Raw genomic sequence first — 20,502 nt, 5'->3', positions numbered from 1 at the left:
CCGGTGTCGGACGCGAGGGCGGCCAGGACGGTCTGCTGTCCTACCTGGAGGCCAAGACCGTGGTCCTGGACGGCCTGCCGACCGGGTACGAGCCGCTGGGCTGACCCGGTTTCGCGAAGACCGTGCGCACGGTCCCGCTCCCCGTCCGGGAGCGGGACCGTGCGTTTCTCAGTGGGCCTCGGCGGCCTGGCCGGCCCAGGTGGCGTACATCCGGGTGTACTTGCCGTCGGCGGCGACGAGCTGGTCGTGCGAACCGACCTCGACGATCCGGCCCTCGTCGACGACGACGATGCGGTCGGCCTTCATGGCGGTGGAGAGCCGGTGCGCGATCAGGATCGCGGTGCGGCCCTCCAGCAGCACGTCCAGGGCCTCCTCGATCCTGGACTCGGACCGGAGGTCCAGGTTGGACGTGGCCTCGTCCAGCACCAGCACCCGGGGTTGGGCCAGGAAAGCCCTGGCCAGGGCGACGAGTTGGCGTTCGCCGGAGGACAGGGACTGGCCCCGCTCCTGGACCACGGTGTCGAGACCGTCGGGCAGCCGCTCGACCACGTCGACCAGGCCGACCACCCGCAGCGCCTCCCGGACCCGCTCCTCGGAGGCGTCCGGGGCGGCGAAGCGGAGGTTGTCCCGCAGCGGCCCGGCGAACAGGAAGGGCTCCTGCGGCACGACGCCGAGCTGCCGACGAAGGGAGTCGATGCGCACGTCCCGGAGGTCGCGCCCGTCGATGAGGATCCGGCCGGAGGTCGGGTCGTAGAACCGGGTGACCAGTTTGGCGAGGGTGGACTTGCCGGCGCCGGTCGGACCGACGAACGCCACCGTCTCGCCGGCCCGGATCTCCAGCGACACATGGGAGATCACCGGCCGGTCGGGAAGATAGCCGAACGTCACGTCGTCGAAGACGACCTCACCCTCGATCCTCGGCAGGTCGACGGCTGCGGAGGCCTCCTCGACCTCCGGCCGGGTGCTGAGCAGCTGCCTCAGCTTCACCATCGACGACTGTCCCTGCTGGTACGTGTTGAACTGCTGCACCAGCTGCTGGATGGGCTGGAAGAAGGCGCCCAGGGAGAGCAGGAACGCCACCAGCTCACCGATGGTCAGCTGCCGGTCGGCGACCATGGAGGCGCCGATGGCCAGCAGCACGATCTGTCCGGCGACGCCGATGAACTGGGTGCCCGGTGTGTAGAGCGAGCCGATCCGCGCGGTCTGCACATTGGCGTCGTAGTACTTGCCGGTGACCTCCCGGTGGTGTTCGGTGTTGTGCCGCTGCCGGTTGTACGCCGTGACGATACGAACGCCTTGCAGGCTCTCGGAGAGGTCGGCGGTCACATTGGCGGTGGTGTCCCGCACGCGCAGATAGCCCTTGGCGGACGCCCGGCGGAACCACAGGGAGAAAACGGTCAGGACGGGCACCACCAGCACGATGGTGATGAGAGCCAGCTCCACGTTGTAGGTGAACAGCACCACCGAGACGACGACCATGGTCAGACCCTGGACGGCGAACTGGGCCAGGCCGTCCTGGAGCAGCTGCTGGAGGTTCTCGATGTCGCCGGTCATCCGGGTCATGATCACCCCGGCCTTCTCGCCGGTGTAGAAGTTCAGGGACAGCCGCTGCAACTGGGTGAAGACCCTGGTCCGCAGGTCGTTCATCACCCAGGCGGAGATCCGCCCGGTCACCCTGACCCGTGCGGCCTGCGCGAGTCCGGTGACCACCAGACTGAGCAGGTACACGATCGCGACCAGCGCCAGCGTGCCGGAGTCCTTCGCCGTGATGCCGTCGTCGATCCCGATCTGGGTCAGCTTCGGACCGGCCTGCAGCGTCAGCGCCTCCACGACCACGAGCACGCCGGCCAGCAGCACCATCGGCCGGTAGTGGCGGATCAGCCGCCGCAGGGTCAACGCGGTGCCGTCGGGATCGGGGCGGCTGTGCTCGAAGACGACCTCGGGCTCGGGATGTTCCGGCTCCGTCTTGAGCAGCTTGTCGACACCGGCCTGCATCTCCGGCGGCACTCCGGCGAACTTCAGTCCTGGCGCGGGCGCCCCGCCTCCGGCGGGAAACACCGCGCCGCCACCTCCGGGAGGCGTCATCGGCCCACACTCCTCAGTTCCTCGATGTTCTCGTCCGCGCTGTCGTCCGCCCGCGCGAGCACTTCCGCGTACATCGGCGTGCTCGCCAACAGCTCCTTGTGCGTGCCGTCGGCGACGATCCGGCCGCCGTCCAGCAGCACCACGCGATCGGCCAGGCCGATCGTGGACAGCCGGTGCGCGATGATCAACGTCGTCCGGCCGGCCAGCAGGGTCCGCAGCCCGGCGTGGATCTCCTGCTCCACCTGGACGTCGATGGCGCTGGTGGCGTCGTCCAGCACCAGCACCGGCGGATTCACCAGCAGCGTCCGGGCGATCGCGATGCGCTGCCGCTGTCCGCCGGACAGGGTGTAGCCGCGTTCGCCGATGACGGTGTCGTAGCCGCCTGGCAGTTCGGCGATGAACTCGTGCGCCCCGGCCAGCCGGGCCACGCGCTCGATGTCCGTGATGTCCGCGTCAGGGCGTCCGTAGGCGATGTTGTCCCGGACCGACGCGGAGAACAGGAACGGCTCGTCCAGCACGATGCCGACGTTGTCCCGCAGGCTGCGCAGGGTCAGCTCCCGCACATCGTGCCCGTCCACGGTGACGGAGCCGTCGCGCACGTCGTAGAACCGCGGCAGCAGTCTGGCCAGGGTGGACTTTCCGGAGCCGGTCCGGCCGACCACCGCCACCGTCTCGCCGTGCCGCAGCCGCAGCGAGAACCCGTTCAGTACGTCGGGGCCGTCGCCGTAGCCGAAGGTGACGTCGTCGAACCGGACGTCACCGCGTGCTCCGGTCAGCTCCACCGCCCCGGGGGCGTCCACGATCTCCGGTTTCTCGTCCAGCAACTCGTACAGGCGCTTGGCCCCGGCCGACGACCGCTGGCCCAGCATGATCAGGTTGCCGAACACCTGGAACGGCACCTGGAGCATCAGCAGATACGCGTTAAAGGCCAGGATCGCGCCGACGCCCATCTCGCCGTCGATGACGAGGTGTCCGCCGTACAGCAGCACGATCGCCATGCCGACGCGGGGCAGGTTCTGCACCAAGGGCGTCCACCGTGCCCGCCGGTCGGCGTCCTTCACATTCGCCCAGCTGACCTTCGTCGCGGCCTTCTGCAGCAGCGACAGCTGGCTCCGCTCGGCCGCGAATGACTTGACCACGCGTACGCCGTTGATGTTCTCGTCGACCACGGTCGCGACCTCGGCCAGCCGGGCCTGGACCAGCCACGACACCGGCAGCAGGGAACGCTGCATACGCCGGGTGGACACGAACAGCAGCGGCATCGGCAGCATGGCCAGGACGGCCAGCGGAACATTGATCGCCAGCATGTACCCGAACGCCACCAGCGAGAGACTGCACTGCACCAGCAGATACGGCGCGAACGACAGGTACAGCTGCACCGCGCGGATGTCGGAGTTGGCGCGGGAGATCAACTGCCCGGTCTGCACCCGGTCGTAGAACGGGAACGACAGTCCGGTCAGGTGCCCGTACACGAGGTTGCGCAGGTCGTACTCGATCTTGGCCGCGCCGTGGTTCAGCAACTGCTTGGACGAGTAGCCGACGACGAGCATGACCAGCGTCAGCCCGACCAGCCACCACAGATAGTGCGACAGCGGCACCCTTTTCGACACGATCGAGTTGTCCACCGCGTCCTGGATGAGTGTCGGCACCTGGACGGACACCAGCAGACCGGCCGCGGACATCACCAGCGCCGGGCCGAACATCCACCGGTGCGCCCGCACCAGTGGCCATGCCCGCCGTAGCCAGGATCGGCTCCGATCGGGGTCGATCGCCGCGCTCGGCGGTGGATAGGTGTTGCTCACCTGGGTTCCCCTCCGTACGCGCCGTCGTCGGCGACGTACTCGGCTTGCTTGCGCTCTCGGACGCTTAGGGCCACAGCGACAGCGCGGCCCTCGCTCGCGCGGTCCGCTCTTGGTCGAGGAATGGGGCCGGGGCTCGGCCGGCTGCCGGCCGGCCTTCTGGTCGGCCGTGGTCGGTCGGTGGCCCTGCGCCGGTCGTAGGGACGCGGCGCACGCCACCGTGCCGTTCATGACAGGGGTGAGGGGCGTCGGGGTGACGGACAGCGTCTACGTCACCCCCGATGCCGTCGGCAGATTCCGCCGCGTCGGCACGGACGGTGTTCGCCCGTCGTGAGCGGGCGTCGGCGATTCAGGGGTTCGGGAGTTCCTCCGCCGCTTCGGGGGTTCCTCCGCCGGTCCGGCGGGCTGCTCGGCGACCGGTCGCCGCAACTGCCCCGGCGGACATCGGTCCTTGACCGGCTCCGCCGTGGTGACCGGTCGTCGTGGTCTTACGCGCCGGGCGAGTCGGACTGCTCGGCGAGTTCGGCCTTGACCGCCTCGTACAGACCGTCCGAGGTGAAGCCGAGGTCGCGCAGGATGCGCGCGGCCGGGCTCTCCTCCGTACGGATCAGGCCGAGCAGCGCGTGTTCGGTGCCGACCCAGGCGCTCCCCAGCTCGGCCGACGCGCGGGACGCCTGCCCGATGGCCTCTGTGGTCTCCGCCCGGAAGGGGATGTGGCCGCGCAGCGACTTCTGCCCGGTCGGCGGCAGCGCCGCCTCGACCGCGTCGCGGATGTGCTGCTCCGACCCGGCCTTCGCCACCAGCACCTTGTACGCCCCGCCCTGCGCTTCGCCGAGCAGGCCGAGCAGGATGTGTTCGGTGCCGATGGTGTCGTGCTTGTACGTCCGGGCGGCCTCCTGCGCGACCACGATGCTGTGCCGGTTGAGCTTGGTGAACCGCTCGAAGGGATTGGACGTGTGGCGCTGCTGGGCGGCCTGCCTGGTCACCCCGATGGCGTCCCCGATCTCGCTCCATGAGGCGCCGGCCGCCTTGGCCTTGCTGACGTAGTGGTCGACGAGCTGGTCGCCGAGGTCGGACAGGGTCCGGTTGCGCACTTGGGCCTCGCTGACGCGGGCCAGATGGTCGGCGTCGGGCAGTTCTTCGTCGAGGCGGGCGATCAGGTCGGCGAGACTGACGTTGAGTGGGCTCATGCTGTCAATTTTATCTTGACAGTGCCCTGCTGTCAATTTGAAATTGACGGCAGGGCACTGTTCGCGGCGAGGCATGGCCTCATGAGATCGACATCCCGCCGTCGATGGACAGCACCTGACCGGTCATGTAGTCGGCGTCCAGCAGCAGCTCGATGCCACGGGCCACCTCGTCGGGCGTGCCCATGCGGCCGAACGCGGTCCTGGCCAGAAGCGCGGCACCGACCTCGGCCGGTACCGACTCCGTGAGCGCGGTGGCCATGAGGCCGGGCGAGAGCGCGTTGACCGTCACCTGGGACCGGCCGCACTCCAGGGCGAGGCTCCGGGTCATCCCCAGCACACCGGACTTGGCGGCCGAGTACGCCGTCTGACCCTTGCTGCCGATCAGGGCGGCGGGCGAGACGACGTTGATGACCCGCCCCCATCGCGCCCGCAACATGTCCGGGAGCGCCGCCCGGCAGGTGTGGAAGGTGCCGATCAGATCGACGGCGATGGTCCGGGTCCAGTCGTCGACGGGCTGGGTGACCATGAGACCGTCACGGCGGATCGCACCCGCGTTGACGAGCACACTGATGTCACCCAGCTCGGCGCGCACCCGGTCCACCATGTCCAGCGTGGCGGCCCAGTCGGCGATGTCCGCCCGTACGACGGTGCTGGGCCCGCCGAGTTCCGCCGCGACTTCACGGGCCCGGTCCTCACCGGTGACGCAGTGCAGCGCCAGCCGGTAACCGCGGCGGTCGAGGACGCGTGCGACGGCGGCGCCGAGCGCCCCCGAAGCACCGGTGACAAGGGCGACACGGCCGTCAACGCCCCTCGCCGCCATCAGACCGGCGCCCGGAAAGGGGCCCGACGGCCTCCGGCGGGCGCGTTGCCGAACTGCTCGTTCATGTCTGCCTTCCGGTGGAGTCCTGTTCGGTCGGCACGCCGGCCCGCCACCCGGCGGACCGGCCGCCGCGCCCGCGACGGCCGGCGCTCTCCTACCAGGTGACGGGCATCTCGGCCGGTCCGAACGCCTGAATGGAGTGGTACTTGTAGGTCAGCTCCGACTCCGGCACGGCCAGCGCGAGTGTGGGAACCCGCTCGAACAGCTTTGTGTAGACGATCTCCATCAGCTCCGGCACCAGCCGGTTCGCCGGGCACTGGTGCGGCCCATGGCCGAACGCCAGATGCCTGGTGGGCTCCTCCCGCAGCAGATTGAGCTGATGGGGATACGGGCACACCGCCGGGTCGCGGTTGACGGGCAGCGTCGGTACGACCACGCCGTCTCCGGCCCTGACCAGCGTGTCGCCGATGCGTACGTCCTCCACGGCGAGCCGCATCGGCGTCCCGTCGTTGACCGAGTAGAAGCGGATCATCTCGTCCGTCGCCACCCGCATCCGCTCCGGCTCGGCGAGCAGCGTCGCCCGCTCTTCCGGGTGGCCCAGCAGGGCGAGCACGCCCAGCGAGATCATCGTGGCCGTCGAGTTGTGGATGCCCTGGGCGTTGGACAGCATCAGGGGCGCCAGCCGGTACCAGTCGACCTCGCCGCGCTCGTCGAGTTCCGCCTGGATCATGCGGCTCATCAGGTCGTCGCCGAGGTTCTTCGCCTTCTCCTTCAGTACGTCCTCCGCGTGCTGGTTCAGACGCGCGGCCGACGCCCTCTCCTCCTCCTCGGTGGCGGTCCGCATCAGCAGGTCCCAGACGTTGTCCCGCATCTTGCGCAGCTCGGCCACCGGGATGCCGAGGAAGATCTCCTGCAGCCGCCAGGCGATCGGGTACGAGAACTCCATGACGAGGTCGACGGGCCTGTCCTGCCGGCTCAGCAGCTCGTCGAGTCGCTCGTCCACGGCGATCCGCATCTTCGCCAGCAACGGAGGAAGCCGGGCAGGGGAGAACTCCTGGATGACCGGCCGCTTCAGCTCCGTGTGCTCGGGGCCGTCCAGATTGATCATGAACGGTGCGCAGTACTTCAGCTTGTTCAGCGAGTTCGGCGTCATCTTCGGGAAGTCGTCGTTCATCTTGTCCGAGCTGAATCGCGGGTCGGACAGGACGAACCGGGCGTACTCGGGCCTGACCACCATCCAGGCCGGCTTCCCGGTGGGCAGGGTCACCCGGCCGATGCCCCGCTCCCGCAGCGTCTCGTACTCGGCCGGGAGCACGCCGGGCTGCTTGCGCCGGATGGGGTGGGTCGGCAGGTCGGTCATTCCGACACCTCCGCGGCCCAGTGGTAGAAGCGGGTGGCCAGTGAATTGCCGGCCGGATCGTAGGGCGGGATGAGCTGCGTGAGGTCGTCGACGAGCTGCAGGAAGCGGGGGTCGCCCTCCGTCCACACCGAGCTGATCACCTTGATGCTGTCGGTGTCGGCGAAGTCCTGGATGTGCAGATAGATACCGCGCCACAGATAGATCTGGCGGCGCAACGTCCCCATCTTCTGCGGGATGTCGGTCGCGTCCGACTCCGCGAACAGCCGCGACACCTCCGGGATGTGCTCCTGCCGCTGGGTGTTGACGATCACCGCGCTGAACGAGTGCTCCAGGACGTCCAGTTGCTCGGCCGGCCACAGATAGAACCGCTCGGCCGCGGGCCGGTCGACCGGGCCGTCCCAGTCCTCCGTCGGGGCGTGGTCGCCGAAGTAGGCGGACAGCCGCTCGTCCAGCTGGACGCACCGGGGGTCGGCGGCGGCCAGCCGCCGCGCCTCGCCCTCGTCCGCGGCGTCCCAGTCCTGCATGTGTATGTACAGGTCGCCGTAGTGGAAGACCTGCCTCCGGCGCAGCCGGCGAAGCTCGGGCGCGACGTCGCCGTCGAACTCCCGAAGGATCTTGGTGACGTCCGCGACGTCATCGCTGTCGAACGTGCCGACGGTGACGATGCTCGGCATGGGCCTCTCCTCACGGTTGGCGGATCACGCCGAGCTTGTGTCCTCGCCTTCGACGCTGGATCGACGCTGAGTCAAAGGCGGACGGGCCGGTCGAGCGGCCGTCGGGGGCCTGGGCCGGTGCTCAAAGGGTTCTCGAAGTGCGCTCGAACGGCGGCGGGCATCGTCGAGGCGAATCCAGGGGCTCCGACGCTTGTGAGGTGTTCTGTTGTGTCGAGTGTGCAGCAGCAGGTCGACCACGACGTGGTTGTCGATGCCGACGTCGAGACGGTGTTCGACCTGGTCGCGGATGTCGAGCGCTGGCCGCAGTTCCATCCCTCCGCCGTGCACGCGGAGGTGCTCCACACCAACGAGAAGGGAGAACTGGTCCAGCACTGGTCGCTGGCCGGCGACAGCGCCGTGCGCACCTGGCGGACCGTACGCCGTACCGACCGGCCGGGACGCCGTATCGCCTTCACGTACCTGGACGCCGACGCGCCCGCCACCGGGATCCACGGCGAGTGGGTCTTCACCGAGGCGGTGCCGGACCGCACCCGGGTCGAGCTGCGCCACGGCGTCGAGGCGCCGGCCGGCGCCGACCTCGGCCCGCTGCTGGACCGGATCGACCAGGACAGCAAGGAACACCTCGAAACCCTGCGCGTCACAGCCGGGCGCCATGCCGAGCTGGACGAACTCGTACTGTCCTTCACCGACCCGCTGTTCGTCGCCGGTGCGATCGAGGACGCCTACGACTACCTCTACCGGGCCGACCTCTGGCCCGAGCGCATCCCGCACGTGGTGGGTCTGGCCATGACCGAGGACGAGCCGAACATCCAGTTCTTCGACATGGACACCAAGGGCCCCGAAGGCAGCGTGCACACCGTCCGCTCGGTACGGATCTGCCTGCCGTCCAGGCTCATCGTGTACAAGCAGATCTCGCTGCCCGCCGTGCTCGACGCGCACACCGGCCACTGGCGGTTCACCGAGACACCGGAAGGCGTCATCGCGGAGGCCCGGCACACCAGCACGATCAAGCCCTCGGCGCTGTCGCTGCTCGGCGGCGCGACGACGGTCGGTGAGGCGCGCAGGTATCTGCGGCGCCTGCTGAGCGCCAACAGCATGAGCAACCTCCGCCTGGCCAAGGCGTTCGCGGAGGAGCGCGCCGACAGCTGAAGCGGCGCGCGTGCACACCAGGAACATTCCATGCCGGGCAGAACGACGAGGCAACCGTCGAGTCAGGAGGGGCAATGGCCGAGGAGACGACCGCCAGGGGAGGCGGGCTGTGGGCAGCCGCGGATCTGCTGACCCCGATGGCCGTCCGGGTGGCGGCGACCCTGCGGTTGGCCGACCACATCGCCGCCGGCACCCGGACCACCGGGGCACTGGCCGCGGCGGTCCACGCCGACCAGGACGTACTCGGGCGGCTGCTGGACCACCTGGTGACCGCCGGCGTACTGGAGGGGGCGGGGACCGCGACGTACGAGCTGACGGCCACGGGCCGGTACCTGTGCGAGGGGCAGCCCGACGACATGCGGTCCGTGCTCGACGTCGAAGGCGCCCTCGGGCACGCCGAGTTGAGCCTCGTCCAGCTGCTGCACACGGTCCGCACCGGCGAACCCGCGTTCCCGCGCCAGTACGGCCTGACCTTCTGGGAGGACCTGTCGGCCGACGACCGGCGCGCCGAGTCGTTCGACGCGCTGATGGGCGCCCGGCTGGCGGTGCACGCGCCCGCCGTGGCCGGCGCCTATCCCTGGGGCGGCCTGCGCCATCTCGTGGACGTCGGCGGCGGCGACGGCAGCATGCTGATCACCATCCTGCGGGCCCACCACGACCTGCACGGCACGGTCCTCGACCTGGCCGGACCGGTGCGCCGAGCCGAGAAGGCCATCGCCGCGGCCGGTCTGGAACACCGGGCCGGCACCGTGGCCGGCAGCTTCTTCGACGAACTCCCCCCAGGCGCGGACGGCTACCTGCTGTCGAGCATCCTGCACAACTGGGACGACGCCTCGGCCGCCCGCATCATGCGGCGCTGCGCCGACGCGGCGTCGACGGCGGGCAGCGTGTTCGTCGTCGACTACTTCAACCACCAGAGCCTTCAGACGCAGGGCGATCTGCGCATGCTCTGCTACTTCGGAGGCCGGCAGCACAGCCTCGAACAGCTGGGCGAGCTGGCCGCAGCGGCCGGCCTCCGGATCGTCTCGGTCCTGCCGGCCGGGCGTATGTCCGTCGTAGAACTGCGTGCCCCCGTGCGCTGAGCCGCAGAGCCACCTCGCCCGTGCCGGGCCGAAGAGCGCACGGTCGACAACCCACCGCTGTTCTCGTGTTCGAAAGGGAAACTCATGCGTGTCGTGATCGTCGGGGGTGGCACCGTAGGGCTGTGCACCGCCGTCTTCCTGGCCCGCCAGGGCGTTTCGGTCCAGGTGCTGGAGCGCCATGCGCGGGCCAGCGAACATCCGAGGGCGTTCGGCGTCAACAACCGTTCGGCGGAGATCCTGCGCGGGGCCGGCATCGAGATCGAGACGGACAACCGCGTCAGGGGCCTGATGACCGGGTCCAGCCTGGCCGACCTCAAGACGGTCACGGCAAGGTTCGAGCCGCCGGAGATCGGCCCGGCCAAGCTGGGCAGCTGCCCGCAGGACCGGGTCGACCGGGCGGCGCTGGAGCAGCTGCGGAAGCTCGGCGGCCAGGTGGACTTCAGCAGCGAGGTGGTCGCCCTCGCGGACGGCGGCGTGACGCTGGCGGACGGACGCGTCGTCACGGGCGACTACGTCATCGCCGCCGACGGAGTCCACAGCAGGATGCGGGAGTTGCTAGGCATCGGCATGACCGGCCCGGGCCGGATCGACCGCAGCCACATGCTCAACGTGCTGTTCCGCGCCGAACTGCCGACCCCGCCGTTCTCCATGACCTTCCTGCGCAACGAACGGGCGTCCGGAATCCTGCTGAAGGTCGACGACGCCGGCCGCTGGGTCTTCCACATCCCGAACGGCGACCCGGACACCCCCGTCGAGCGGCTCCAGCAGCAGATCAGGGACGCCACCGGCGTCACCGACGCACAGCCGGAGATCATCAGCAAGCTGCCCTGGTCCTCGACGGCGCTGGTGGCCGACCGGTTCAGGCAGGGCGACGTATTCCTCGTCGGTGACGCGGCGCACGTGGTGCCCCAGGTCGGCGGGTTCGGACTCAACATGGGGATCGCCGACGGCCACAACCTGGCGTGGAAGCTGGCCGCGGGCGGTGACGCGCTGCTCGACACCTACGAGACCGAGCGCCGGCAGGTCGCGCTGTTCACCATGCGCCAGGTCGTGATCCGTACCGAGAACCGCGACCTGCACTGGGACAACGAGCCGGGCCGGGCCGCCGACCGGGCGGCCGTCGGCATGGCGGGCATCATGATCCCCTACATCGGCTACCGCTACGACTCACCCGCGGTGATCGACCCGGAACCGCTGCCGGACATGGAGAACCTCGCACTGGACGGCGCCCCGGGGAGCCGTCTGCCGCACCGGTGGCTCCCGGACGGCCGGTCCACCCTCGACCTCGTGGACGGCTTCACGCTGATCACCGGGAACGAGGCCGACCACTGGCTGGCCGCCGCCCATGAGCTGGGAATCACGGCCCACGCCGTCGAGGGGTGGGCCGAGGCCGCCAACATCAAGGAGAACGGCGCCGTGCTCGTCCGCCCCGACGGATTCGTCGGCTGGCGTACGCCCACCACCCCCCACGGAGGGCCGACCAGCACCGAGCAGTTGCGGGAGGTCCTCGACCGGCTGCTGTGCCGACCGTACTCGGACGGCCCGGAGCGGACCGCCCGACCCTCGATCGCAGACCGAGCACCCGAGCAGAGAAGGTGGACGATGGATTTCGGCGACGACCCCTATCCCAACTACGCGTTGCTGCGCACGGAAGAACCGGTCCGGCAGGTCATGGAGGGCAAGGGCCTCTACGGACTGCTGGTGACCCGGTACGAGGACGTGCGCAGCCTGCTCTCCGACCCCAGGATGAGCAAGGACCCGCGCAACGCGCCGCTCGACTGGCAGGAGGCGGGCAAGGGGCGGCCGTTGGAGGACCGGACCGGGCTCGGCACGCATCTGCTGACCACGGACGCGCCCGAACACACCCGGCTGCGCCGGCTGGTCTCGACCGCCTTCACCGCCCGCCGGGTCGAGAACCTGCGCGGCCAGGTGCAGGAGATCACGGACGGACTGCTCGACGGGATCGTGCCGACGGGACGATGCGAACTGCTCGGCGACTTCGCGTTCCCGCTGGCGATCACGGTGATCTGCGAACTGCTGGGCGTGCCGCGGAAGGACCAGGACGTCTTCCGCCAGTGGACCAAGGACTTCCGCCGGTGGACGAACAACGACGACTCCGGCCGGACCGGCCCGCAGGACGCGCGGCCGGTCGGACTGCGGGACCTGCTCGGCTATCTGACCGACCTGGTCGACAAGCGCCGCAACGAGCCGGCCGACGGTCTGGTCGACGCGCTGATCGCGGCGCGGGACGCCGACGACCGGCTGAACGAGACCGAGTTGCTGTCCATGATGTCCCTGCTGCTGATCGGGGGCTTCGAGACGACGGTCAATCTGATCGGCAACGGCACCCTCGCGCTGCTCCGCCACCCGGACCAGCTGGCCCTGCTGCGCGAACGCCCGGAACTGCTGGACTCGGCCCTGGAGGAGATGCTCCGGTACGACGGGTCCTTCGAGACGGCGACATGGCGGTTCCCGCTGGAGCCCATAGAGGTCGCGGGCACCCGCATCGAGAAGGGCCACCCGGTGCTGCTGTCTCTCGCGGCGGCCGACCGGGACCCGGCGAAGTTCAAGGAACCGGACCGCTTCGACGTCGCCCGCGCCGAGAACGGGCATGTGGCGTTCGGACGGGGCGCGCACTTCTGCCTCGGCGCCCCGCTGGCCAGGCTGGAGGGCCGGATCGCCTTCGAAGGGCTGCTGCGCCGGCTCCCGGGCCTCGCCCTGGCCGTACCGCCGGAGCAGTTGCGGTGGCAGCGCAGCCTTACGATCCGCGGACTGGAGGCGCTGCCCGTCACGTTCGATGCCTGACTTCGAGATCAGGGCGGACACCAAAGCTCGTCAGCTGCAAGCAGGAAGAGGCTCGCATGTCGAATGCTGCGTTCGGAGTTCGAGAGGTGAGGGCGCTGTGAACCGCCGTATAGCCGTCACCGGCATCGGCGTACGCGCCCCCGGTGGTGGAAGCGCCAAGGAGTTCTGGGAATTGATCTCGTCCGGCACCACGGCCATCCGCACCATCTCGCTGTTCGACGCCTCCGGATTCCGTTCCCAGATCGCCGGCGAGTGCGACTTCGACCCGGTGGCGGAGGGCCTGTCCACCCAGGAGATCCGGCGGATGGACCGGGGCGCGCAGCTCGCGGTCGCCGCGACCAGGGAGGCGGTGGCGGACGCCGGCCTCGACGTGGACGTGATCGATCCGCACCGCGTCGGCGTCAGCGTCGGCAGCGCCGTCGGCGGCACCATGAGCCTGGACCGGGAGTACAACGTCCTGTCCGACGGCGGCCGAAAGTGGCTCCTCGACCACGAGTACGCGGTGCCCCACATGTTCGACTACCTCGTTCCGACGTCGGTCGCCGCCGATGTGGCCTGGGTGGTCGGCGCGGAGGGCCCGGTGGGGCTGGTGTCCACGGGCTGTACGGCGGGAATCGAGTCGGTCGCCCACGCGGCGCAGCTGATCCGCGAGGGCGCCGCCGACGTGATGCTGGCCGGCGGCTCGGACGCCCCCATCTCACCGGTCTGCGTGGCCAGCTTCGACGCGATCAGGGCCACGACACCCCGCAACGACGAACCGGCCACCGCGTCCCGCCCGTTCGACCGCACGCGCAACGGATTCGTGCTCGCCGAGGGCAGCGCGATGCTGGTGCTGGAGGAGCTGGAACACGCCAGGAAACGTGGCGCGCACATCTACATGGAGATCAGCGGGTGGGGCGTGCGTGCGAACGCCTTCCACATGACCGGGCTGCGGTCCGAGGGCCATGAGATGGCCCAGGCCATCGAGGTGGCGATGCGGATGGCCGGACGCTCTCTCGACCAGGTGGACTACGTGAACGCGCACGGCTCCAGCACCCAGCAGAACGACAGGCACGAGACCGACGCGTTCAAGCGCAGTCTCGGCGAGCACGCCTACCGGACGCCGGTGAGTTCGATCAAGTCCATGATCGGCCACTCGCTGGGCGCGATCGGCTCGATCGAGATCGCCGCGTGCGCGCTGGCCATCGAGGCCGGGCTGATTCCGCCCACGGCCAACCTGCGCGAACCCGACCCGGACCTGGGCCTCGACTATGTGCCGCTCACCGCGCGGCCCGCCGAGCTGCGCACGGTGCTCAAGGTCGGCAGCGGGTTCGGTGGTTTCCAGAGCGCGATGGTGCTGACCGAGGAGGGCGGACGATGAGTACGACGACGGTCCCGGGACATGACACCGGCACCGAGGCCGGCACCGGCACCGGACCGAGGCTCCGCCGGGCGGTGATCACCGGCATCGGGGTCGTCGCGCCGAACGGGTTCGACACCGACGAGTACTGGGACGCCGTCCTGCGCGGGCGCAGCGGCATCGACCGGGTCACCCGGTTCGACCCGGCGCGGTACCCCGCCCAACTCGCCGGGGAAGTGCCCGACTACGACGTCCGCGAGCACATCCCCGGCCGACTGGTGCCGCAGACCGACCAGAGCACCCGGCTGGCGCTGATCGCCATGGACGCGGCGGTCGGCGACTCCCACCTCGATCTGGCCGGCGTTCCCAAGGACCAGGTCGGCGTCGTCACCGGCAGCTCCGTCGGCGGACTGGAGTACAGCCAGCGCGAGCTGGAGAAACTCTGGAGCCTGGGCAGCGACCATGTGAGCGCCTACCTCTCGTTCTCCTGGTTCTACGCCGTCAACACGGGCCAGATATCGATCCGGCACGGACTGCTCGGCCCGGGCGGTGTCCTCACCGGCCACACCAGCGGGCTGGACGCCGTCGCACAGGCCCGCCGTTACGTCGCCGAGGGGCTGCGGGTCGCGATGTGCGGCGCGGTGGAGAGCGGGTTGTGCCCGCTCGGCTGGACGATCGAACTGACGACCGGCCGGCTGAGCACGGTGACCGACCGGACGCGGGCCTATCTGCCGTTCGACACCGCCGCGTCCGGATACGTGCTGGGGGAGGGCGGCGCCATGCTCGTCGTCGAGGAGGCCGGACACGCGCGCGGTCGCGGGGCCCGCCCGTACGGCGAGATCGCCGGCTACGCCACGACTTTCGACCCACGGCCAGGGTCCGCCCGGGAACCCGGGCTGCGCCGGGCCATCGAGGCCGCGCTCTCGGACGCCGGTGTGACGCCGGCCGACGTCGACGTGGTGTTCGCGGACGCGGCCGGTGTCGCCCAGCTGGACCGCGCCGAAGCCGCCGCCGTCACCGGCGTGTTCGGCCCGCGAGCGGTTCCGGTCACCACGCCGAAGACGACGACCGGGCGACTGTACGCCGGCAGCCCGGCCCTAGACGTGGCCACGGCGCTCTTGAGCATGCGGTACGGCGTCATCCCGTCCGTGATCAATGTGACCGACCCGGTCCGGTCCGATCAGCTCGACCTGGTGCTCGACCGGCCCAGGGAGACGACCGTGTCCACGGCACTGGTACTGGCCCGCGGCGAGGGCATCAACTCCGCGATGGTGCTGACGGCGGTGTAGGGCCCACCGGTACGGAGGCCGCGGAGCTGCCGGATCTGATGGATGTGCCGGACCGGTAATCCGGACCGGTCGTCCGGGCAGACGGAAAGCCGAGGGGCTTGTCACCCCTCGGCCTTCACCGTCATCGGCCCTCACCGTCACCCCGGCGCACGCGGACGAACGACCGCCCCGGCTATGCCGAGGTGCGCTGGTCCGACCACCCGTAGTGGCGTCCGGCCAGGACCTGCTGATGCAACTCCTGCAGCGCTTCCGTGGGTTCGAGCCCGAGCTCGGTCGACAGCGTCTTGCGGAGGTTCTGGTACGCGGCCAGCGATTCGTTCCGCCGGCCGCTGCAGGCCAGTGCCTTGATCAGCTGCTCGTGGCACCACTCGTTGAGCGGGTCGATCAGCACCATGGCCTTCAGCTCTCCGACGAGTTCCCGGTACCGGCCGAGCATCGCGTCGGCCTGGATACGCATCTCCACCGTGTGCGCACGCTGTTCGGTGAGGTGGACGATGTGTGCCTGGACGGACGGGCCGGCCGTCACATCGGCGAGCGCCGGCCCCGACCAGAGGTCGAGCGCCTGCCGGAGCAGCCGGCTGGCTGCGGCCGGATCACCGGCGGACAGCATGTGACGCCCCTGCTCGGACAGCCGGACGAACGCGTCCTGATCGAGCTGACCCGGCTCCAACTGGAGCACATAGCCGGTGCCGCAGGTGGCGAGCACCTGTTCGCCCCTGCCGTTCGGCAGCCACGGTTCGAACTGTCGTCTGAGTTGATAGATGTATGTCTGGGCGGTGGGAACGGCGCTTTTCGGAGGTTTGTCGCCCCATAGTTCATCAATGATCGCCTCAAGCGTGACGATGTCGTTCGTACGCAGGAGCAGCTGGGCCAGTACTCTCCGCACCATCGGCGCGGTCGGCGTGCAGTCGGCGAGATCGTGGGTAACGGCAAGGCGGCCGAGAATCCGAAACTCCAACATGGATTGTCCCCGTTCGCAGCGTTCGAATGGGGGGGCGAATCAGTGTTCGATGCATCCCCTTTGGTGAGTGTGCCCCGGCGATTTGACCTCCGTCAAGCATGGCAACTGCAAGTTGATCATAGACTTATCTACGCAGGTCAAGGTGCATCCATAAAAGGAGAAGGAGGTCCTGCGGCCGGTGAAATCGAGAAAATCAGGAAAGTATTGGGGCGGCCTTTACCCTCTTGGGGCGGTCATGAAAGATCTTTGATCTCCTGCATGCCGTTGCGCCTGTAATGGCTGCTATTCGGGTGAAATTCGTCCTGTGAAAACCCGGGAAGAGGAATCAATTGTTCCGCATCGCCGAGTGGGCCGACCGCTTCCCTCGATCCAGTCTCTGACGATCCAATTGTTCGGTTTGCCATGCTCCGCTGTCATGACGGAGAGCCTCGTGGAATCCCACGGTCACGATGTTGTCGCGGTGGTCGGTCTGTCCTGCCGCTTCCCGGGCGCCGGCTCACCCGAGGCGTACTGGGACCTCCTCTCTGCGGGTGAGGAGGCCGTCGCCGAGGTCCCCTCCGACCGCGCCGGACACCTGGGGGCGCGGGTGGGCAGGGCCGGCCTGATCGAAGGGGTCGCCGACTTCGACGCGGGCTTCTTCGGGGTCTCGCCACGCGAAGCAGCGGCCATGGACCCACGCCAGCGACTGACGCTGGAACTGGCGTGGGAAGCCCTCGAACACGCGGGCATCGACCCGTCGGCGGTGCGCGGCGACCGGGCGGGAGTCTTCCTCGGGACGATGGGGGACGACTACGCCGCGCTGGTGCACGACCGGGGCGCGGGAGCGATCGACAGCTTCACCCTGTCCGCGCTCCAGCGCGGCATCCTCGCGAACCGCGTCTCGTTCTTCCTGGGCCTCTCCGGCCCGAGCGTGGTCGTGGACTCGGCGCAGTCCTCGGCCCTGGTCGCCGTGCACCAGGCGTACGAGAGCGTGCGCCGCGGAGAGTCGGCGTGGGCGCTGGCGGGCGGGGTGAACCTGATCCTCTCGCCGGAGTCGACGGCGACCGCGAGCGAGTTCGGCGCACTGTCGCCGGACGGCCGCTGCTACACGTTCGACGCGCGCGCCAACGGCTACGTGCGCGGCGAGGGCGCCGGCATGGTCGTACTCATGCGGCTGGCCGACGCCGTCGCGTACGGCCACGACGTGGTCTGCGTGATCCGCGGCGGCGCGGTGAACAACGACGGCGGCGGCGAGCAGCTGACCACGCCGAGCCGGGCGGGGCAGGAAGCGATGCTGCGGACGGCTCTGTCCGCCGCCGCGACCGACCCCGCCGAGGTGGGATATGTGGAGCTGCACGGTACCGGCACACCGGTCGGGGACCGCGTGGAGTCGGCGGCGCTGGCCGCTGTCTTCGCGCACCGGGACCGGCCGCTGGTGGTGGGGTCGGCGAAGACCAACGTGGGACACCTGGAGGGAGCGGCGGGAGTCGCCGGCTTCATCAAGGCCGCGCTGTCCGTCCAGCGCGGTCAGGTGCCGGCGAGTCTGAACTTCGCCGCTCCTCCGGACGACGTCCCGCTCACCGAGCTGGGCATCGAGGTCGCCGTGGAACTGCGCGAGTGGCCGGGCGACGGGCCGCGCGTGGCCGGCGTGTCGTCGTTCGGGATGGGCGGGACGAACTGCCATCTGGTGCTGGCGCAGGCTCCGGACCCCGCGCCGGTCGAACAGAGCCGCCCCGAGACGCCGGGCACGATCCCGTGGCTGGTGTCCGGAGGCACCGTACGGGCACTGCGCGCCCAGGCCGAACGACTGGCCGGTGACATCGCCGCACAGGACGATCCGGATCCGCTCGACCTCGGATTCTCGCTGGCCACCACCCGCGCCGCGCTCACGCACCGAGCCGTCGTGACCGGCGCCGACATGGCCGAGTTGAGCGCCGGACTGACCGCGCTGGCAGCGAACGAGCCGGCGCCGAACGTCGTGTCCGGCGAGGCCCGCGAGGGCGGCACGGCCTTCATGTTCACCGGGCAGGGCGCGCAACGAGTCGGCATGGGCCGGGAGTTGTACGCCGAGTTCCCCGTGTTCGCCGAGTCCTTCGACGCGGTGTGCGCGAAGCTGGATCCGCTGCTGGGCACCGGGCTGCGGGAGATCGTGTGGTCGGCCTCGGACCTGCTCGACCGGACCCGGTACACGCAGGCGGCGCTGTTCGCTGTGGAGACGGCGCTGTTCAGGCTGGTGGAGTCGTTCGGCGTCCGTCCGACGCACCTGATCGGCCACTCGATCGGCGAGATCACCGCCGCCCATGTCGGGGGTGTGCTGTCGCTCTCCGACGCCTGCACACTCGTCGCGGCACGCGGACGGCTGATGCAGGCGGCCCCGTCCGGCGGGGCGATGGTGGCCGTCAACGCCGACGAGGACGACGTACGGGCGCTGCTGCCCGAGTCCGGGGTGAGCGTGGCCGCCGTCAACGGACCCGGCTCGGTGGTGATCTCCGGCGACGCCGACGCGGTGCTCGCGCTGACGGAATCCTTCCGCGCCGAGGGAGTGAAGACCAAGCAGCTGAACGTCAGCCACGCGTTCCACTCCCACCATCTCGACGGAATCCTGGACGAGTTCACCGACGCCATCAGCGAGCTGACCTTTCACGCCCCCCGGATCCCGGTCATCTCGAACCTCACCGGCCGCCTCGCCACCACGTCCGAGCTGACCGACCCGGGCTACTGGGCCCGCCAGATCCGTGGCACCGTCCGCTTCGCCGACGGCATCCGCTCACTTCACGACGCGGGCGTCGCGCGCTACCTGGAGCTGGGCCCCGACCCCGTACTGACCGGCATGGCCCGGGAAACCCTCGCCGAGCAGGCGCCGACGGCGGTGTCCGCGCTGCGTACGGGGCAGGCGGAAGTCCGTACGGTGCTCAGGGCGCTCGGCACCCTGCACGCCACAGGGGCGGAAGTGGACTGGCTGCCGCTGCTGCACGGCGGTCGCAGGACCGCGCTGCCCACCTACGCCTTTCAGCGCCGCCGGCACTGGATCGGCGAAGCGAGCGAGGCCGCACCCGCCGCGGAACCGACCCACGTCCGCGACCGCGACGGCCTGCTCGACCTGGTGCGCACGCACCTCGCGACCGTCCTCGGGCACGCGGCGGCCGATATGACGCCGCAGAGGTCGTTCAAGGACCTTGGGCTGACGTCACTCGCGGCGGTCGAGCTGTGTGCGGGGCTTTCGGCGGAGCTGGGGCTGGTGCTGTCGGGTTCGTTGGTGTTCGACCATCCGACCCCGGATCGGTTCGCGGCGTACCTGCACGCGGAACTTGCCGGGCACAGCGATTCGGGTGATGCCGGTGACGCGGTGGGCATTCGGACACCCGGCGCCGACAGTGCCGACAGCGACGACAGTGCCGACGATCCGATCGTCATTGTCGGGATGGGGTGCCGGTTTCCCGGTGGGGTGTCGTCGCCGGACGACTTGTGGGAGCTGGTCCGGTCGGGCCGGGATGCCGTGTCCGAGCTGCCGCGCGATCGCGGCTGGGATCTGGAGAACCTCTTCGACCCCGACCCGTCGGCCTCCGGGCGGACCTACGCTCGACACGGCGGCTTCTTGGACGATGTCGCCGGTTTCGACGCCGGGTTCTTCGGGGTCTCGCCGCGCGAGGCGCTGGCGATGGACCCGCAGCAGCGGCTGTTGCTGGAGACCGCGTGGGAGACGCTGGAGGATGCCGGGATCGATCCCGGCTCGCTGCGTGGCAGCAGCACGGGCGTGTTCATCGGGGCCATGGCGGGCGACTACGGCCCGCGGCTCGACACCCCGCACGGCGGGGTCGACGGATACGTGCTGACCGGTACCACCGGGAGCGTTACGTCGGGTCGGTTGGCGTACTTCCTTGGCTTGGAGGGGCCTGCGGTGACGGTGGACACGGCGTGTTCGTCGTCGTTGGTGGCGTTGCACCAGGCCGCTCAGGCGGTGCGCAGCGGT

The 20,502-nt window shown here is 69.9% G+C and carries 13 protein-coding genes and 1 pseudogene; 7 read left to right on the top strand and 7 right to left on the bottom strand.

Features of this window, described 5'->3' with window-relative positions:
* Positions 1-168: 168 nt before the first annotated feature.
* The 6 genes from CLM62_RS43530 to CLM62_RS43505 all read right to left on the bottom strand — a co-directional run bounded on the left by CLM62_RS43530 (position 169) and on the right by CLM62_RS43505 (position 7,928).
* Positions 169-2,085, bottom strand: coding sequence for an ABC transporter ATP-binding protein (locus CLM62_RS43530; RefSeq protein ID WP_095755425.1), 1,917 nt, complete (start codon positions 2,083-2,085; stop codon positions 169-171).
* Positions 2,082-3,887, bottom strand: a complete 1,806-nt coding sequence (locus tag CLM62_RS43525; protein ID WP_095755424.1) for an ABC transporter ATP-binding protein — start codon at positions 3,885-3,887, stop codon at positions 2,082-2,084. Before CLM62_RS43525 ends, CLM62_RS43530 begins: the two co-directional genes overlap by 4 nt.
* Before the next feature lie 485 nt (positions 3,888-4,372).
* The gene (locus CLM62_RS43520) at positions 4,373-5,074 is read right to left on the bottom strand and encodes a Clp protease N-terminal domain-containing protein (RefSeq protein WP_179382472.1); all 702 of its coding nucleotides are present in this window, start codon (positions 5,072-5,074) and stop codon (positions 4,373-4,375) included.
* Positions 5,075-5,153: 79 nt separating this feature from the next.
* On the bottom strand, positions 5,154-5,894 hold the full coding sequence (locus tag CLM62_RS43515) for an SDR family oxidoreductase (RefSeq protein WP_095755422.1): 741 nt from the start codon (positions 5,892-5,894) through the stop codon (positions 5,154-5,156).
* Positions 5,895-6,048: 154 nt separating this feature from the next.
* Entirely contained in the window at positions 6,049-7,254 is a 1,206-nt protein-coding gene (locus tag CLM62_RS43510) for a cytochrome P450 (protein WP_095755421.1), read from the bottom strand.
* The gene (locus CLM62_RS43505; RefSeq protein ID WP_095755420.1) at positions 7,251-7,928 is read right to left on the bottom strand and encodes a TcmI family type II polyketide cyclase; all 678 of its coding nucleotides are present in this window, start codon (positions 7,926-7,928) and stop codon (positions 7,251-7,253) included. Before CLM62_RS43505 ends, CLM62_RS43510 begins: the two co-directional genes overlap by 4 nt.
* Positions 7,929-8,135: 207 nt before the next feature.
* Here CLM62_RS43505 and CLM62_RS43500 point away from each other — a divergent pair, with 207 nt between their 5' ends.
* The 6 genes and pseudogenes from CLM62_RS43500 (at position 8,136) to CLM62_RS43475 (ending at position 15,592) form a co-directional block, all read left to right on the top strand.
* Positions 8,136-9,077, top strand: a complete 942-nt coding sequence (locus tag CLM62_RS43500; RefSeq protein ID WP_095755419.1) for an aromatase/cyclase — start codon at positions 8,136-8,138, stop codon at positions 9,075-9,077.
* 74 nt (positions 9,078-9,151) lie between these two features.
* The gene (locus tag CLM62_RS43495; protein WP_095755418.1) at positions 9,152-10,159 is read left to right on the top strand and encodes a methyltransferase; all 1,008 of its coding nucleotides are present in this window, start codon (positions 9,152-9,154) and stop codon (positions 10,157-10,159) included.
* A gap of 84 nt (positions 10,160-10,243) precedes the next feature.
* Positions 10,244-11,677 (top strand): annotated as a pseudogene (locus tag CLM62_RS52480) (FAD-dependent oxidoreductase); the annotation flags it as partial.
* Between the two features lie 84 nt (positions 11,678-11,761).
* On the top strand, positions 11,762-12,964 hold the full coding sequence (locus CLM62_RS43485) for a cytochrome P450 (RefSeq protein ID WP_095755426.1): 1,203 nt from the start codon (positions 11,762-11,764) through the stop codon (positions 12,962-12,964).
* A gap of 97 nt (positions 12,965-13,061) precedes the next feature.
* Complete coding sequence (locus CLM62_RS43480; RefSeq protein ID WP_095755417.1) at positions 13,062-14,324, top strand: beta-ketoacyl synthase; 1,263 nt, start codon at positions 13,062-13,064, stop codon at positions 14,322-14,324.
* A complete protein-coding gene (locus CLM62_RS43475) occupies positions 14,321-15,592 on the top strand; it encodes a ketosynthase chain-length factor (protein ID WP_095755416.1) in 1,272 nt (423 codons plus the stop codon). Before CLM62_RS43480 ends, CLM62_RS43475 begins: the two co-directional genes overlap by 4 nt.
* 172 nt (positions 15,593-15,764) lie before the next feature.
* Here the strand turns inward: CLM62_RS43475 and CLM62_RS43470 are convergent, their stop codons facing one another.
* Positions 15,765-16,553 (bottom strand): BTAD domain-containing putative transcriptional regulator, encoded by a 789-nt coding sequence (locus CLM62_RS43470; protein WP_095755415.1) that lies wholly within the window; start codon positions 16,551-16,553, stop codon positions 15,765-15,767.
* Positions 16,554-16,968: 415 nt separating this feature from the next.
* Here CLM62_RS43470 and CLM62_RS43465 point away from each other — a divergent pair.
* On the top strand, positions 16,969-20,502 hold a 3,534-nt coding region (locus CLM62_RS43465), incomplete at its 3' end, for a type I polyketide synthase (protein WP_143659249.1).

This window comes from Streptomyces sp. SA15 (assembly GCF_002291145.1).
Lineage (GTDB): Bacteria > Actinomycetota > Actinomycetes > Streptomycetales > Streptomycetaceae > Streptomyces.
The sequence above is the reverse complement of the archived record's forward strand: the minus strand, read 5'-3'. Positions and strand labels throughout refer to the sequence as shown.

Bases quoted from the DNA above. Each gene is read 5' to 3' on its own strand.
- CLM62_RS43530 (WP_095755425.1), bottom strand. From the start codon at position 2,085: ATGACGCCTCCCGGAGGTGGCGGCGCGGTGTTTCCCGCCGGAGGCGGG.
- CLM62_RS43520 (WP_179382472.1), bottom strand. From the start codon at position 5,074: ATGAGCCCACTCAACGTCAGTCTCGCCGACCTGATCGCCCGCCTCGAC.
- CLM62_RS43515 (WP_095755422.1), bottom strand. From the start codon at position 5,894: ATGGCGGCGAGGGGCGTTGACGGCCGTGTCGCCCTTGTCACCGGTGCT.
- CLM62_RS43510 (WP_095755421.1), bottom strand. From the start codon at position 7,254: ATGACCGACCTGCCGACCCACCCCATCCGGCGCAAGCAGCCCGGCGTG.
- CLM62_RS43505 (WP_095755420.1), bottom strand. From the start codon at position 7,928: ATGCCGAGCATCGTCACCGTCGGCACGTTCGACAGCGATGACGTCGCG.
- CLM62_RS43495 (WP_095755418.1), top strand. From the start codon at position 9,152: ATGGCCGAGGAGACGACCGCCAGGGGAGGCGGGCTGTGGGCAGCCGCG.
- CLM62_RS43485 (WP_095755426.1), top strand. From the start codon at position 11,762: ATGGATTTCGGCGACGACCCCTATCCCAACTACGCGTTGCTGCGCACG.
- CLM62_RS43475 (WP_095755416.1), top strand. From the start codon at position 14,321: ATGAGTACGACGACGGTCCCGGGACATGACACCGGCACCGAGGCCGGC.
- CLM62_RS43470 (WP_095755415.1), bottom strand. From the start codon at position 16,553: ATGTTGGAGTTTCGGATTCTCGGCCGCCTTGCCGTTACCCACGATCTC.